Raw genomic sequence first — 14,364 nt, 5'->3', positions numbered from 1 at the left:
GGGCCCCCGGGGCCCTACCCCAGCTTCTTGTAGCGCACGCGCTTGGGCTCCACGTCGCCGAGGCGCTTGCGCTTAGCTTCCTCGTAGTCGGTGAAGTTGCCCTCGAACCACACCACCTCCGAGTCGCCCTCGAAGGCCAGGATGTGGGTGGCCAACCGGTCCAGAAACCAACGGTCGTGGCTGATGATGACGGCGCAGCCGGCGAAGTTCTCCAGCGCGTCTTCCAGGGCCCGGATGGCGTTCACGTCCAGGTCGTTGGTGGGCTCGTCGAGCAGCAGCAGGTTGGCGCCCTGCTTGAGCGTCATGGCCAGGTGCACGCGGTTTTTTTCGCCGCCGCTCAGCGTGCCCACTTTCTTTTCCTGGTCGCCGCCGCCGAAGTTGAACTTGCTCACGTAGGCCCGCGAGTTCACCGGCCGGCCGGCCAGCAGCATGGTTTCGGTGCCGCCCGTGATGGTGTCGAACACCGACTTGCTGCCGTCGAGCGAGTCGTGCTGCTGGTCGATGTAGGCGGTGAGCACCGTGGGGCCCACTTCAAACGTGCCGGCGTCGGGCTGCAGCTGGTCGGTAATCATCCGAAACAGCGTGGTTTTGCCCGCGCCGTTGGGCCCGATGATGCCCACGATGCCGCCCTGGGGCAGCGAGAAGCTCAGGTTCTCAAATAGTAGCTTGTCGCCGAAGGCCTTGCGCAGGCCCGCGGCCTCAATCACCTGGGCCCCCAGGCGCGGGCCGTCCGGGATGAACAGTTCCAATTTCTGCTCCTTGTCCTTGGCTTCTTCGCTGGCCAGCTTGTCGTAGTTGGCCAGGCGGGCCTTGCCCTTGCTCTGGCGGGCTTTGGGCGACATCCGCACCCAGTCCAGCTCGCGCTGCAAGGTTTTGGCCCGCTTGCTTTCCGAGTTTTCCTCCTTGGCCATGCGGTCGGTTTTCTGCTCCAGCCAGCTGCTGTAGTTGCCCTTCCACGGGATGCCCGCGCCGCGGTCCAGCTCCAGAATCCAGCCCGCCACGTTGTCGAGGAAGTAGCGGTCGTGGGTCACGGCAATCACGGTGCCTTTGTACTGCTGCAAGTGCTGCTCCAGCCACAGCACGCTCTCGGCGTCGAGGTGGTTGGTGGGCTCGTCGAGCAGCAGCACGTCGGGCTCCTTTAGCAGCAGGCGGCACAGGGCCACGCGGCGCTTCTCGCCCCCGCTCAGCGTGCCGATGACGGCCTCCTGGGGCGGGGTGCGCAGGGCGTCCATGGCCCGCTCCAGCTTGGTGTCCAGGTTCCAGGCGTCGAGCTGGTCCAGCCGCTCCTGCACTTGGCCCTGGCGGTCGAGCAGCTTGTCGAAGTCGGCGTCTTCGGCCCCGAAGGCCTCGTTGATTTCGTCGTATTCTTTCAGCAGGGCCACGGTTTCGGCCACGCCTTCCTCCACCACGTCGCGCACGGTTTTGGCGGGGTCCAGCTGGGGCTCCTGCTCGAGGTAGCCCACCGAGTAGCCGGGCGAAAACACCACTTCGCCCTGGAACTGCTTGTCGACGCCGGCAATGATTTTGAGCAAACTCGACTTGCCCGAGCCGTTGAGGCCCAGCACGCCAATCTTGGCCCCGTAGAAAAACGAGAGGTAAATGTTTTTGAGAACTTGCTTCTGCGGCGGGTAAATCTTACTCACGCCGGCCATGCTGAAGATGATGGTCTGGTCGCTCATGGGCGGGGGGCGAAGGAATGGGGGGTGAACGGGAAAAAACAAAGAACGGCAGCCCACCGGCGAAACCGGGCCCCGGCGCGGCGCGGCCCGGCTTTTGCGGGCAATTGTTTTCGTGTAAACTTGTAGGTTCATGCCGCTTCGCGCGGCGGCCGCCCTTCCTTTCTGCTTCAAATTCCTGCCTGTACTTTTCTTATGGAACCAACCGACCACTTGCTGGCGGCCGCGCAGCGCTTCGGCTACGTGGCCGACGGCGGCGTGTGGCTGCGCCCCGCCCCGGGCCAGCCCGCCCGCCGCGTGGGCCTGGTGAAGGAGTCGGACGCCGACGCCCTCACTTACTTCGCCCGTCGCTTCGACGCCTTCCGCGCCAAAGTCGACGAACTCCTGGCCCGCATGGCGGCCAGCGACAACCAGGGCTCCTTTCTGATGAAGGTGCAGCACCTGAAGGAGCAAACCCACGCCTTCGACGCCCTCGGCGACTTTGCCGCGCTGCGCCAGCGCCTCGAAGCCGCCGAAGCCGAGGTGGCCGTGGGCGTGGCCCGCAACCGCGAGAAAAACCTGGCCACCAAAATCGGCTTCGTAGAAGAGGCCGAGGCCCTGCGCGAGAGCGTGGAGTGGGTGTCGGCCAGCGAAAAGGTGAAGGACCTGCGCCAGGGCTGGGTGAAAACCGGGCCCGTGGACAAGGCCCGGGCCGACGAGCTGGAGGCCCGCTTCCAGGCCGCCATTCAGGTGTTTTTCGACCGCCGCCGGGCCTTCCAGGCCGACAAAAAGGCGATGGCCAACCGCGCCGTAAACCGCTACCGCGACTTGGTGCTGCAAGCCGAGCAGCTGCGCGAATCGACGCAGTTCGAGGCGGCCTCGCGCCAGCTCAAGCAGCTCCAGCAAACCTGGCGCGAAATCGGCGGCAACCTGCCCAAAAAGCAGGCCGCCGAGCTGTGGGCCCGCTTCCGGGGGGCCAACAACTACTTCTTCGAGCGCCTCAAGCAGCACGTGGAGTCGCAGCGCGCCGTGGGGCCCCACGCCGGGGCCCCCGGCTCGCCCGAGGAGCTGCTGGCCCGCAAGCGGGCCCTGGCCGAGCGGGCCGAGGCCCTGCTGGCCGTGCCCCCGCAGGAGGCCATCCAGCAGGCCAAAAACCTGCAAACCGAGTGGAAGCAGGTGGGCACCGTGCGCGGCGAGGAGTCGGACCGCATCTGGCAGCGCTTCATGCTGGCCTGCGACAAAGTGTTCGAGCTGAGTGCCCTGGAGTACCACCTGCGCAAGCGCCCGGCCCCCGAAGGGCCCCCCGCCGGCCGCGCCCAGCTGCGGGCCGCCGCCTTGCGCGAGCTGCTCGCAACCGACGCCGAAGAGCTGGAGGTGCTGCGCGGCAACTTCGGCAACCTGGCCGCCACGCCCGCCAACGAGGCCTTCCGGCAGCTGCTGCAAACCAAAATTCGCTCGCTGGAACGAAAAGTGCGGACCAAAAACGATTTGATTGTACTTTTCGACCAGCAGGCCCGCAAGCTGGCTTAACTTTTGAAGAGGGCTTTACGTTGGCGGAAACGCGGGCGGCCCCGCTGCTTTTTCCGGTCTTTGCGCCTACCTTCGCTCACCTCTTTTATTTCCTTTTTACTATGTACTGGACCCTCGAACTGGCCTCCTACCTGGAAGATGCCCCCTGGCCCGCCACCAAAGACGAACTGATTGACTTCTCCATCCGCTCGGGTGCGCCCATGGAAGTGGTAGAAAACCTGCAAGGCCTGGAGGACGACGGCCAGCCCTACGAAAGCATCGAGGAAGTGTGGCCCGACTACCCCACCAAGGAGGACTTTATGTTCAACGAGGACGAATACTAAGGGTAGTTATGAGTTAAAAGTTATGGGTTATGAGTTGAAAATTGCCATTCGGCACCGCTTGAGCAACCCATAACTTACAACTCATAACTAAAAAACAGGGCCCCGCGGGCCGGGCCGCGCTCCACTGAGCGCGGCCCGGCCCGCGGGGCCCTGTTTTTTTCAGCGCCGCCCCGGGCGGCCGCGCAGCACGTGGCCGATGGAGCGCAGGAAGGGCCCCGGGGCCACCGAGCGCATCACCCGCAGGTTATCGGCCCAGGTGGTGGTTTCGTCTAGGAAGCGGAAGATGCGGGCCACCGGGTTGCGGGCGAACAGCTGCCGGAAGATGTCGCGCGTGGTTTCGCCCCGGCGCTGCATGATGTCGAGCAGCAGCGTGTCGAAGAGGCGGAACTGCCACCGGTCGCCGGTGGGGTCGGCGGGCGGGCGGCCGGTGGCGGCCAGCGCGGCCACCAGCCGCGCCGACTGCGCCTGGATGCGCCGGAAAGCGTAGCCGGTGCTGGGCTTGGCCCGCCCGCCGCGCGTGCCCAGGTTGATGACGTGCTGGCCCGCGCGGGCCGGCAGTGGGTGGTCGCTCATGGGGATGGCCCCGGCCTCCGTGGCCGCCACGCGGTACTGGCCGGGGGCCAGGCCCAGCGTATCCTGCAAATAAGCCACGAGGTGCGCTTCGTACTCGGCCCGGGGCAGCGGCTGGCCCGAGAACAAAGTGTACTCGACCAGGGCCCGGCGCGGGCCAAACGGCAGCACGTAGATGAACCGCGCCTCGTGGTGCTGGGGGCCCCGGAAGTCCATGAACTCCACCACCGCGGGGTCGAACACGTCGGCGTCGGTTGCCACTTCCCAGCCCACGAAGTGCTGCAACAGGTAGCGGTGCTTGCCGGGGTTGGGCACCACGGCGGGCGGGCGGCTGTCGAAGCCGTAGCGGGCCGCGAAGGTGCCCGCGCTGCCGTGGGCGCGCACGCCGGTGGGCGTGTCCATTAGCTCGTCCACGGTGCCGCGCAGCAGCGTGAAGCGCGGGTTGGCCGCCAGGGCCCGGCGCACGAAGTTGTAGAAATCGAGCCCCCGAATCATCTGGTAGCGGTAGGGCCCCAGGCCGATGACCCGCTCGAAGCCCGGGCTGCGAAACGCAACCTGGTCCCACTCGTGGGCCACGATTTCCTCAAACAAGTGCGGCTCGGCCGTCCAGAACGACCAGGTGCGGTCGTTCTGGTCCTTGGCCTCGGGCTCGATGAGCAGCACGGTTTTATCGGCCAGCCGCGGCTCCTGGCTGATGTGGTACGCCAGGCTCAGGCCCGCCGCCCCGCCGCCCGCAATCAGGTAGTCTGCCGGAACCACGGAGGTATCGGATTGAACGGATGGGTCGGGTATCGGGGACGGCGGCATTGGGGTGCAAAGGTGGGCCAACGCCCCACAAACAAAAAAGCCGCCCCCAAAGAAGCGGCTTTGCTAAAAAAGCGGAGCAAGGCCCCAGGCACGAAACTCTTAAATAATCCGCTTAATCCGTTAAATCTGTGGTCCTAGAAGTTCGGCGAGAGCGAATACTTGTGGTAGAAGTCGTCGATGATTTTGACGGCTTCGCTCGCGTCGTCCACGATTTGCACCAGCTTCAGGTCTTCGGCCGAGATGTTGTGTTCGTCGCTCAGCATCACGTTTTTGATCCACTCAAACAAGCCGTTCCAGTACGCCGTGCCCACCAGCACGATGGGGAAGCGGCCGATTTTTTTGGTCTGAATCAGCGTGATGGCCTCGAATAACTCATCCAGGGTGCCGAAGCCGCCGGGCATGCCCACGAAGGCCTGGGCGTACTTGACGAACATCACCTTGCGCACGAAAAAGTAGTCGAAGTCGATGCATTTGTCCTGGTCGATGTAGACGTTGTGGGTCTGCTCGAAGGGCAGCTCGATGTTGAGGCCCACCGACTTGCCGCCCTCGGCGCGGGCCCCTTTGTTGCCGGCCTCCATGATGCCGGGGCCCCCGCCGGTAATGACGCCGTAGCCGTGGCGCACCAGCTTGGAAGCAATTTCCTCGGCCAGCTGGTAGTATTGGTTGTCGGGCTTGGTGCGGGCCGAGCCGAAGATGCTCACGCAAGGCCCGATTTTAGACATCTTCTCGAAGCCCTCCACGAACTCGGCCATCACCTTGAAAATCTGCCAGCTGTCGGCAATTTTAATCTCGTTCCAGTCCTTGTCCACGAAGGCCTTGCGCAGGCGCTGCTCGTCGTCCACGGCCAGGGCGGTGTTGCCGTGGGCCTGCTCGCGCATCTCCGTAATGCTCGTCAGCTTGTCGTCGTTGACGTTGGGCTGCTTGATGGTTTTGCCGCTGCCGGCGTTCTGGATGTCGTCGGCCAGCTTGGTTTTGCTGGTTTTGGGCGTTTTTTTAAGTTCGGCCATATAAAAACAGGGTGGGAAATAGCAACAATAAAAAACGCCCCGCGGGCGGGGCGGCTGAAAGGAGGGCGTCAAAGTTACCGCATCGCGGCCGGAAAACGGTGCCCGGCCCCGGCCGGCCCCCGGGGCCCTCAGGCCGCTTCGACCGCCACAGGCCGGGGGGCCTTGCCGGCCTGCACCATGCTCAGGGCGAAGCTGATGCCGCCGAGCAGCACCACCAGCAGCGTTTGGGCCCCGTGCACCACCAGGGCGTAGGCGATGCCGGCTTCCAGGCCCACGCCGTAGGCCACCAGCGTGCTCTGCACCAGCACATGAAAGGGCCCGATGCCCCCCGCCACCGGCGCGGCCATGCCGAACGCCCCGAAGGTGAGCACCGCCAGCCCCGCCCGCAGGCCCAGCCCGGCGGTTTCGGGAAAGCAGAAAAACGCCAGGTAGTCCATCAAAAAGTACACCCCCCACGTGAAAGCCGTGTGCGCCAGAAACACTCCTTTGTGCTCCAGGCGCCGGATGCTGAACACGCCTGCCAGCAGCCCTTTCACGAACACCGCCACCCGCGCAAATAGCTGGTGCTGGCGCAGGCGCTCCAGGTTGCGCACCAGGGCTCCGGCGGCCAGCGCCAGCAGCAGCAGGCCGATGCCGGCGGCCCACAGCAGGGGCGTGCGGTTGCGGGCCAGGGCGTCGAAGCGCCCGCCCAGTACCTTGTCCGTCACGAAGGCCCAGAACGTGTGGAAGTCGAGCAGCAGGGTGGCGGCCAGCAGCCCGAGCAGCACCAGCACGTCAATCACCCGCTCGGTCACGACCGTGCCCAGCGACACCTCCACCGGCACGCGGCTGGTGCGCCGCAGCACCGAGCAGCGGATGACCTCGCCCATGCGCGGCAGCACCAGGTTGGCCAGGTAGCCCACCATCATGGCGTGGTACACCTCCCAATAAGCGGTGGGGTGGCGCGAGGCGGTGAGCTGCATTTGCCAGCGGTAGGCCCGGCTCATGTAGCCCAGCACCGAGAGGGCCATCGTGAGGCCCAGCCAGAAGTAGTTGGCCGTGCGGATGTAGTGCCCGATGCGCGAGAGGTCCTGGCCGCGCACCGCGTAGGCCATCAGGGCCCCCGATACGGCCAGCAGCAGCGCGTACTTGAGGATGGTGAATAAGTGCTTCATCGAGGAGTGGCTGAACGGGGCGCGACGGACTGGGTAAAGGGCGGGGGCGGGCCGGGGTAATACGGGGCCGGGGCCGGTTTTTGTTGCGGCCCCCGGCCCCGGGGCGCCCGCGTTCGCTACACCAGGCGGTTGTGCGCGTCGGGGAAAACGACCGTGGGGCGGTGGGCGCGGGCGTCGGCGAAATCAACCTGGGCGTAAGAAAAGATGATGACCACGTCGCCCAGGGCCACCAGGCGGGCGGCGGGCCCGTTGAGGCACACCGTGCCCGCGCCCCGTTCGCCCCGGATGGTATAGGTCTCGAACCGGGCCCCGTTGTTGACGTTCACGACCGTTACTTTTTCGTTTTCCACCATGTTGGCCGCGTCCAGCAGGTCTTCGTCGATGGTGACGCTGCCCACGTAGTGCAGCTCGGCCTGCGTCACCGTGGCCCGGTGGATTTTGGATTTCATTACCTCGATGTACATCGCCATAACGCGTCGGACGGAACCTTTGGGAAAAAATAGAACGGGCCCGCAAAGGTAGCGGCCCCGGCCGGTGGGCTCAGGATTCCGCAGCGTCTACCACCACGTTGTCGATGAGGCGCACGCCGCCCAGGTGGGCGGCCAGGCACAGCACCACGGCCCGGCCGGGGGCGTAGGCGGCCAGCGGCTGCAGGGTGTGGGCGTCGGCCACGGCGAAGTACTCGGGCTCGATTTCGGGCGTCTGGCGCAGGAAAGCTTCGGCCGCGGCCCGCACCTGGGCGGGCGGCACGCCCTGGCGCACCCGGGCAGCGGCGGCGGCCAGGGCCTCGTGCAGGCGCGGGGCCGCCGCCCGGGCCGCGGGGCTTAGGCGGCGGTTGCGGCTCGACATGGCCAGCCCGTCGGCCTCGCGCACCGTGGGGAAGGCCACGACTTCGAGGTCGAACGACAAATCGGCTACCAGCTGCCGCACAATGGCTACCTGCTGCCAGTCCTTCTGCCCAAAATACGCCCGGTGGGGCCGCGCCAGGTGAAACAGCTTGCTCACCACCGTGGCCACCCCGTTGAAGTGGCCCGGCCGCTGGGCCCCTTCCATTACTTGCTCCAGGGCCCCGAAATCGAAGCGCAGCACCGTGGGCTGGGGGTACATTTCCTCCGTGCTGGGCAGGAAGGCCGCGGTGCAGCCGGCGGCGGCCAGCAGGTCGGTGTCGGCCCGGGGCAGGCGCGGGTAGAGGCGGAAGTCGTCGGGGTTGTTGAACTGCGTGGGGTTGACGAACACGGTGGCCACCACGGCGTCGCACGCGGCGCGGGCGGCGGCCACCAACTGGAGGTGGCCGGCGTGCAGGGCCCCCATGGTGGGCACCAGGCCCAGGCGCTGGCCGGCGCGGCGCGCGGCTTCGGTAAAATCGCGCAGCTCGGCGGCGGTTGTAAGTATTTGCATGGAAAAAGGGGCCGTTGGGCGGGCCCCCGGGCGAAAGGGGTTGAATTTTTGCCCAAAATTGTGTAATTTTGTGCGCCCATCGTGTTGGCCAGTCTTTTTTTCTTTTTAAACCCACCTGTATGTCGAAGTTGCGCATCCTTTACGCGGCCACCGAAATAGACCCGTTCCTGAACACGACGAAAGTGGCAGAGCTGCTGCGTCGGCTGCCCGCGGGCATGCAGGAAATGGGGTGTGAGATTCGGATCTTCGTGCCCCGTTTTGGCATCATCAACGAGCGCAAAAACCGCCTGCACGAAGTGGTGCGCCTCTCGGGCATCAACATCGCCGTGGGCGACGACGAGAAGCCGCTGGTCATCAAAGTGGCGTCCATCCCGACGGCCAAATTGCAGGTGTACTTCATCGACAACGAGGACTACTTCCACCGCAAGTCGGCCCTGGTGGACAAGAACGACCACTTCCACGCCGACAACGACGAGCGCGCCATTTTCTTCTGCAAGGGCGTGCTGGAAACGGTGAAGAAGCTGGGCTGGTCGCCCAACATCGTGCACTGCTCGGACTGGATGACGGGCCTGATTCCGCTCTACCTGAAAACGACTTACAAGAAAGACCCGGTGTTCAAGGACGCCAAGTCGATCTTCTCGATTTATAACAACGAGTTTCCCGACAAATTTGAGGGCAACATCCTGGAAAAAGCCAAGATGCTCGACATCGACGACCAGATGCTGAACTCGCTGAAAACGGCCGATTTCAGCGGCTTCGTGAAGATGGGCATGGACTACGCCGACATCGTGGTGCGCTCCGACGAGGATTTTTCGGACAACCTCAACGGCATGTTTCAGGAATACGCCTCGCGCAAGACCTTGAGCCAAGTGGCCAGCGACGAAAACCTGCATTCGTCCTACCTTGCGCTCTACAATGAACTGGCCAACTAGCCGCCCTGCCTTGCCCACCCCCGTGCCCGTAGCTACCCGCCGCGGCGGCCCGGCCGTGCGGTTGCGGGCAAGCGGCCTTTAACGCGCTTTTTTAAACGGCGGCCCGCCCCTTTCTGTGGGCGGGCCGCCGACTTTTTTTAATTATTTCCTCAATTCTTACCCTCCTTTACTTATGTGCGGCATCGTTGCGTACCTGGGCTACCGTCAGGCCTGCCCCATTATCCTTAAGGGCCTGCACCGGCTCGAATACCGCGGCTACGACTCGGCCGGCGTGGCCCTGATGAACGACGGCGAGCTGAACGTGTACAAGAAAAAGGGCAAGGTGGCGGAGCTGGAAAACTTCATCGCCGAGAAGGACACCCACGCCCGCGTGGGCATGGGCCACACCCGCTGGGCCACCCACGGCGAGCCCAACGACACCAATGCCCACCCGCACTACTCCACCTCCGAGCGCATCGCCATCATCCACAACGGCATCATCGAGAACTACGCGGCCCTGAAAACGCACTTGCAGCAGCAGGGCCACGAGTTTCATTCCGACACCGACACGGAGGTGTTCGTGAACCTGATCGAGGAGATTCAGCAGCACAACCACTGCAACCTGGAGGAGGCCGTGCGCCTGGCCCTGCACGAAGTGGTGGGGGCCTACGCCATCGTGGTGATGAGCCGCGACGCCCCCAACCAGCTCATCGCCGCCCGCAAGGGCTCGCCGATGGTGATTGGCATCGGCGACGGCGAGTTTTTCATTGCCTCCGACGCCACGCCCATCATCGAGTACACCAACGAGGTGGTGTACGTGAACGACTACGAGATTGCCATCATCCGCGACGGGCGGCTGGAGCTGCGCAGCAAGGAAGACGTGGAGCAGACGCCCTACATCCAGAAGCTGGAACTGGAGCTGGACAGCATCGAGAAGGGCGGCTACGAGCACTTCATGCTGAAGGAGATTTTCGAGCAGCCGCGCTCCATCATGGACTCGATGCGCGGCCGCCTGGAAATGAACGCCGGCCACCTGAACATGGGCGGCTTCCGGGCCTACGAGCAGAAATTCGTGAACGCCCAGCGCATCATCGTCGTGGCCTGCGGCACGAGCTGGCACGCCGGCCTGGTGGCCGAATACCTGCTCGAAGACCTGGCCCGCATCCCGGTGGAGGTGGAGTACGCTTCGGAGTTCCGCTACCGCAACCCCGTGATTACGGAGCGCGACATCGTGATTGCCATCTCGCAGAGCGGCGAAACGGCCGACACGTTGGCCGCCATCGAGCTGGCCAAGAGCAAGGGGGCCACTATTTTCGGCATCTGCAACGTGGTGGGCAGCAGCATTGCCCGCGCCACCGACGCCGGGGCCTACACCCACGCGGGGCCCGAGATTGGGGTGGCCAGCACCAAGGCCTTCACGGCCCAGGTGACGGTGCTGACCCTGCTGGCCATGCTCATGGGCCAGAAGCGCGGCACCCTCACCGACACCAAGCTGCGCGAATTGATGGTGGAGCTGGACACGATTCCGGCCAAGGTGGAAAAGGCGCTGCTGCTGGACGACGAAATCCGCGCCATCGCCGCCACCTTCTGCGACGTGCCCAACTTCCTGTACCTGGGCCGGGGCTACAACTTCCCGGTGGCGCTGGAAGGGGCCCTCAAGCTCAAGGAAATCAGCTACATCCACGCCGAAGGCTACCCGGCCGCCGAGATGAAGCACGGCCCCATCGCCCTCATCGACGAGAACATGCCGGTGGTGGTCATCGCCACCCGCGACAGCTCCTACGAGAAGGTGGTGAGCAACATCCAGGAGGTGAAGGCCCGCAAAGGCCGCATCATCGCCGTGGTAACGGAGGGCGACGACGTGATTCGCGACATGGCCGAGTTCGTCATCGAAGTGCCCTACACCTCGGAGGCCCTGGTGCCGCTCGTGTCGGTCATCCCGTTGCAACTGCTCAGCTACCACATCGCCGTGATGCGCGGCTGCAACGTGGACCAGCCCCGCAACCTGGCCAAATCGGTGACGGTGGAGTAGGTTTTTTTGAGCTGTTAGCTGCTGGCTATTAGCTGTTAGCTTTGTTCAGAAGCTTTGCGCCTCTTGTTCTGTGGGCATTTTGCGTCCGCTTACTTTTAGAACAAAAAGCTAACAGCTAAAAGCCAGCAGCTAACAGCTTAAAATATGCCCCACCAGATCATCCTTACCGACCGGGCCCCCGCGCCCATCGGGCCCTACAGCCAAGCCGTGCGGGCCGGCAACACCGTGTACGTGTCGGGCCAGATTCCGCTGAACGCGGCCGGGCAGCTCGTGCCCGGCGACGTGACCGCCCAAACCCACCAGGTGCTGCGCAACCTGACGGCCGTGCTGGCCGCCGCGGGCCTGCAGCTCGCGGACGTGGTAAAGTGCAGCATCTTCGTGAAAGACCTCGGTGACTTCGCTGCCATCAACCAAGTGTACGGGTCGTATTTTGACGATGCGACCGCACCGGCCCGCGAAACGGTGGAAGTGGCCCGCCTGCCGCGCGATGTGGAAATAGAAATCTCCTGTATCGCGGTGGGTGCATAGCGCCGGCCCGTTATTTCAACCTTCAGCGCCATGAAAGAACTCGGCCTTTTCCTGCTCCTCGTCGGTCTCGTTGCGCTGGCGCTGCCGTTCATCAACCCCAACGTGCAGTACGTTTTTTTGCAGTGGATTAACAACTGGGGCCCCAACGCGGCCTGGGCCATCCGCGGGGGCATTGCGCTGCTCGGGCTGGTGCTGTGGCGCGCGGGCGGCCGGCGCGGCTAGCCGGGGCCCCCGGCCTTACCTTTGGGGCGCGTTCCGGCTTTGGCGGAACGCGCTTTTTTTTAGCGATAAGCAGGCAGGCGAAATTAAATGGACATTGCGCTCTTCGCAACTTATTGTCTATCACAAAAAATTGTCTATCACAAAAAAGCCAACAGCTAGCAGCTAAAAGCTAACAGCTCATTACCTATGACCGAGAGACCCGTTCGGGTGCGCTTTGCGCCCTCGCCCACCGGCCCGCTGCACATCGGCGGCGTGCGCACCGCTTTGTACAACTTCCTGCTGGCCCGCAAGCTGGGCGGCACCATGATCCTGCGCATCGAGGACACCGACCAGAACCGGTTCGTGCCCGGTGCCGAGCAGTACATTCTGGAGGCCCTGGCCTGGTGCGGCATCGTGATTGACGAAGGCCAGGGCGTGGGCGGCCCCCACGCGCCCTACAAGCAGAGCGAGCGCAAGCCCATGTACCGCGCCTACGCCGACCAGCTCATCGCCGACGGCTTTGCCTACTACGCCTTCGATACGCCCGAGGAGCTGGACGCCATGCGCGCCCGCCTGCAGGCCGCCAAGGTGCCCAACCCGCAGTACAACAGCATCACCCGGGCCCAGATGCGCAACTCGCTGACCCTGCCCGAAGACGAAACCCAGGCCCTGCTCGACGCCGGCACGGCCTACGTCATTCGCCTGAAAGTGCCCCGCAAGGAGGAAATCCGCTTCCAGGACATGATTCGCGGCTGGGTGGTGGTGCACTCGAGCGCCGTGGACGACAAGGTGCTGATGAAGTCGGACGGCATGCCGACCTACCATTTGGCCAACATCGTGGACGACCACTTGATGGAGATTTCGCACGTGATTCGGGGCGAGGAGTGGCTGCCCTCCGCGCCGCTGCACGTGCTGCTGTACCGCTACCTGGGCTGGGAAGCCACCATGCCGCAGTTTGCCCACTTGCCGCTGCTGCTCAAGCCCGACGGCACGGGCAAGCTCAGCAAGCGCGACGGCGACCGGCTGGGCTTCCCGGTGTTTCCGCTGGAGTGGCGCGGCGTGGACGCCGAAACCGGCGAATCGACCGTGAGCCGCGGCTACCGCGAGGACGGCTACCTGCCCGAGGCCCTGGTGAACTTCCTGGCCTTCCTGGGCTGGAACCCGGGCACGGCGCAGGAGATTTTTTCGATGGATGAGCTAATCGAGGCCTTCACGATTGAGCGCGTGAGCAAGTCGCCCGCCAAGTTCGACCAGAACAAGGTGAAGTGGTTCAACGAGCACTACTTGCGGGCCCAGCCCAACGCCGCGCTGGCCCCCTACCTGCTGGGGGCCCTGGCCGAGCACGGCCTGGCTTGCGCCGAAGAAAAGGCCGAGCAAATCGTGGGCGTGATGAAGGAGCGCGTGAGCTTCCCGCAGGACTTCTGGCAAGAGGCCAAGTACTTCTTCCAGGCCCCCGACGCCTACGACGAGCAAGTGGTGGCCAAAAGGTGGAACCCGGCCGTGGCCGACGCCCTTACGGCCTACGCCGGGGCCCTGCCCGGGGCCGCCGGGGCTTCGGCCGAAGGCCTCAAAAACCTGTTCAACCAAACCCTGGAGGCCCAGGGCCTGAAGCCCGGCCAGGTGCTGCAAATGCTGCGCGTGGCCATAACCGGCGGGGCCGCCGGGCCCGACTTGTTCGAGACGCTGGCCATCCTGGGCACGGGGGAGGTGGCCCAGCGCCTGCGCACGGCCGTGGCGCGGCTGGGGGCCCCGGCCGCCGCGTAGCCACGCCACATCCGTAGAACCTTTGCCCAAGGCCGCGCCGTATGCACTACGGCGCGGCCTTTCTGCTTGTCAACGGGCCCCGCGCTGCCCATCTCCCGCTCCTCACTTCCGATTCTCATGGCCAAGAAACCCGTCAAGCCCAAAAAAGCGGCCCCCGACCCCGCCAAAAAAGCCCGCGTGCACAAGGAGCTGGAAGGCTTCGAAATTGGGGTGAACCCGCTAGGCGAAATCACGTCCAACTACAGCATCGAGCAAATCAACCAGTTTTTGGGCCGCCACGTGCGCGACAAAAAGCTGGTGGACCGCGCCGGGCAATTCGGCGAGAAAACCGAGGACGACGAGGACCTGGCCCCGGAGCCCGAGGAAACCGACGAGGACTTCATGAAGCGCACCAGCCGCGAGGCCAAGCGCAAGAAAACCGTGGGCGACGACGCGGCCGAAGCCGCCGAAACCCGCGGCGAGCTGCCCAGCGAAGAGTAGCACC

General features: G+C 64.6%; 14 protein-coding genes. 8 read left to right on the top strand and 6 right to left on the bottom strand.

Translation table 11 applies throughout. The features are described from left to right. Positions 1-14 precede the first annotated feature (14 nt). Complete coding sequence (gene ettA, locus HNP98_RS08450; protein WP_173809621.1) at positions 15-1,679, bottom strand: energy-dependent translational throttle protein EttA; 1,665 nt, start codon at positions 1,677-1,679, stop codon at positions 15-17. Positions 1,680-1,871: 192 nt separating this feature from the next. On the opposite strand from ettA, the gene HNP98_RS08445 reads away from it, so the two are divergent. Continuing rightward, a complete protein-coding gene (locus tag HNP98_RS08445; protein WP_173809620.1) occupies positions 1,872-3,185 on the top strand; it encodes a DUF349 domain-containing protein in 1,314 nt (437 codons plus the stop codon). Between the two features lie 101 nt (positions 3,186-3,286). Beyond that, the gene (locus HNP98_RS08440) at positions 3,287-3,508 is read left to right on the top strand and encodes a DUF2795 domain-containing protein (RefSeq protein ID WP_068238128.1); all 222 of its coding nucleotides are present in this window, start codon (positions 3,287-3,289) and stop codon (positions 3,506-3,508) included. A 159-nt stretch (positions 3,509-3,667) separates the two neighbouring features. Here HNP98_RS08440 and HNP98_RS08435 read toward each other — a convergent pair whose 3' ends face one another. From HNP98_RS08435 to panC, 5 genes are all read right to left on the bottom strand, one after another. Next, positions 3,668-4,837: a lycopene cyclase family protein gene (locus HNP98_RS08435; protein ID WP_173809619.1), complete on the bottom strand. Its 1,170-nt coding sequence runs from the start codon at positions 4,835-4,837 to the stop codon at positions 3,668-3,670. Between the two features lie 182 nt (positions 4,838-5,019). After that, positions 5,020-5,763, bottom strand: a complete 744-nt coding sequence (locus HNP98_RS08430) for an LOG family protein (RefSeq protein WP_246275049.1) — start codon at positions 5,761-5,763, stop codon at positions 5,020-5,022. Positions 5,764-6,020: 257 nt separating this feature from the next. Beyond that, positions 6,021-7,046, bottom strand: a complete 1,026-nt coding sequence (locus HNP98_RS08425) for a lysylphosphatidylglycerol synthase transmembrane domain-containing protein (RefSeq protein WP_173809617.1) — start codon at positions 7,044-7,046, stop codon at positions 6,021-6,023. Positions 7,047-7,162: 116 nt separating this feature from the next. Further along, positions 7,163-7,510, bottom strand: coding sequence for an aspartate 1-decarboxylase (gene panD / locus HNP98_RS08420; protein ID WP_173809702.1), 348 nt, complete (start codon positions 7,508-7,510; stop codon positions 7,163-7,165). 76 nt (positions 7,511-7,586) lie between these two features. After that, positions 7,587-8,444 carry a pantoate--beta-alanine ligase gene (gene panC / locus HNP98_RS08415; RefSeq protein ID WP_173809616.1) on the bottom strand — a complete coding sequence of 286 codons (858 nt, stop codon included), beginning with the start codon at positions 8,442-8,444 and terminating at the stop codon, positions 7,587-7,589. A 119-nt stretch (positions 8,445-8,563) separates the two neighbouring features. Between panC and HNP98_RS08410 the strand changes: the two genes are divergently transcribed. From HNP98_RS08410 to HNP98_RS08385, 6 genes are all read left to right on the top strand, one after another. Further along, positions 8,564-9,376 (top strand): glycogen/starch synthase, encoded by an 813-nt coding sequence (locus HNP98_RS08410; RefSeq protein ID WP_173809615.1) that lies wholly within the window; start codon positions 8,564-8,566, stop codon positions 9,374-9,376. Positions 9,377-9,548: 172 nt separating this feature from the next. Then, entirely contained in the window at positions 9,549-11,387 is a 1,839-nt protein-coding gene (gene glmS / locus HNP98_RS08405; RefSeq protein ID WP_173809614.1) for a glutamine--fructose-6-phosphate transaminase (isomerizing), read from the top strand. A 144-nt stretch (positions 11,388-11,531) separates the two neighbouring features. Beyond that, entirely contained in the window at positions 11,532-11,915 is a 384-nt protein-coding gene (locus HNP98_RS08400) for a RidA family protein (protein WP_173809613.1), read from the top strand. Between the two features lie 30 nt (positions 11,916-11,945). Continuing rightward, a complete protein-coding gene (locus HNP98_RS08395) occupies positions 11,946-12,137 on the top strand; it encodes a hypothetical protein (protein WP_173809612.1) in 192 nt (63 codons plus the stop codon). A 186-nt stretch (positions 12,138-12,323) separates the two neighbouring features. Next, positions 12,324-13,880, top strand: a complete 1,557-nt coding sequence (gene gltX, locus HNP98_RS08390) for a glutamate--tRNA ligase (RefSeq protein ID WP_173809611.1) — start codon at positions 12,324-12,326, stop codon at positions 13,878-13,880. Positions 13,881-13,997: 117 nt separating this feature from the next. After that, positions 13,998-14,360: a hypothetical protein gene (locus HNP98_RS08385; RefSeq protein WP_173809610.1), complete on the top strand. Its 363-nt coding sequence runs from the start codon at positions 13,998-14,000 to the stop codon at positions 14,358-14,360. Positions 14,361-14,364: the final 4 nt, after the last annotated feature.

The sequence above is a fragment of the Hymenobacter caeli genome (assembly GCF_013294115.1).
GTDB lineage: Bacteria > Bacteroidota > Bacteroidia > Cytophagales > Hymenobacteraceae > Hymenobacter > Hymenobacter caeli.
Note: the sequence above shows the minus strand (reverse complement) of the source record. Positions and strands in the feature narration are given on the sequence as shown.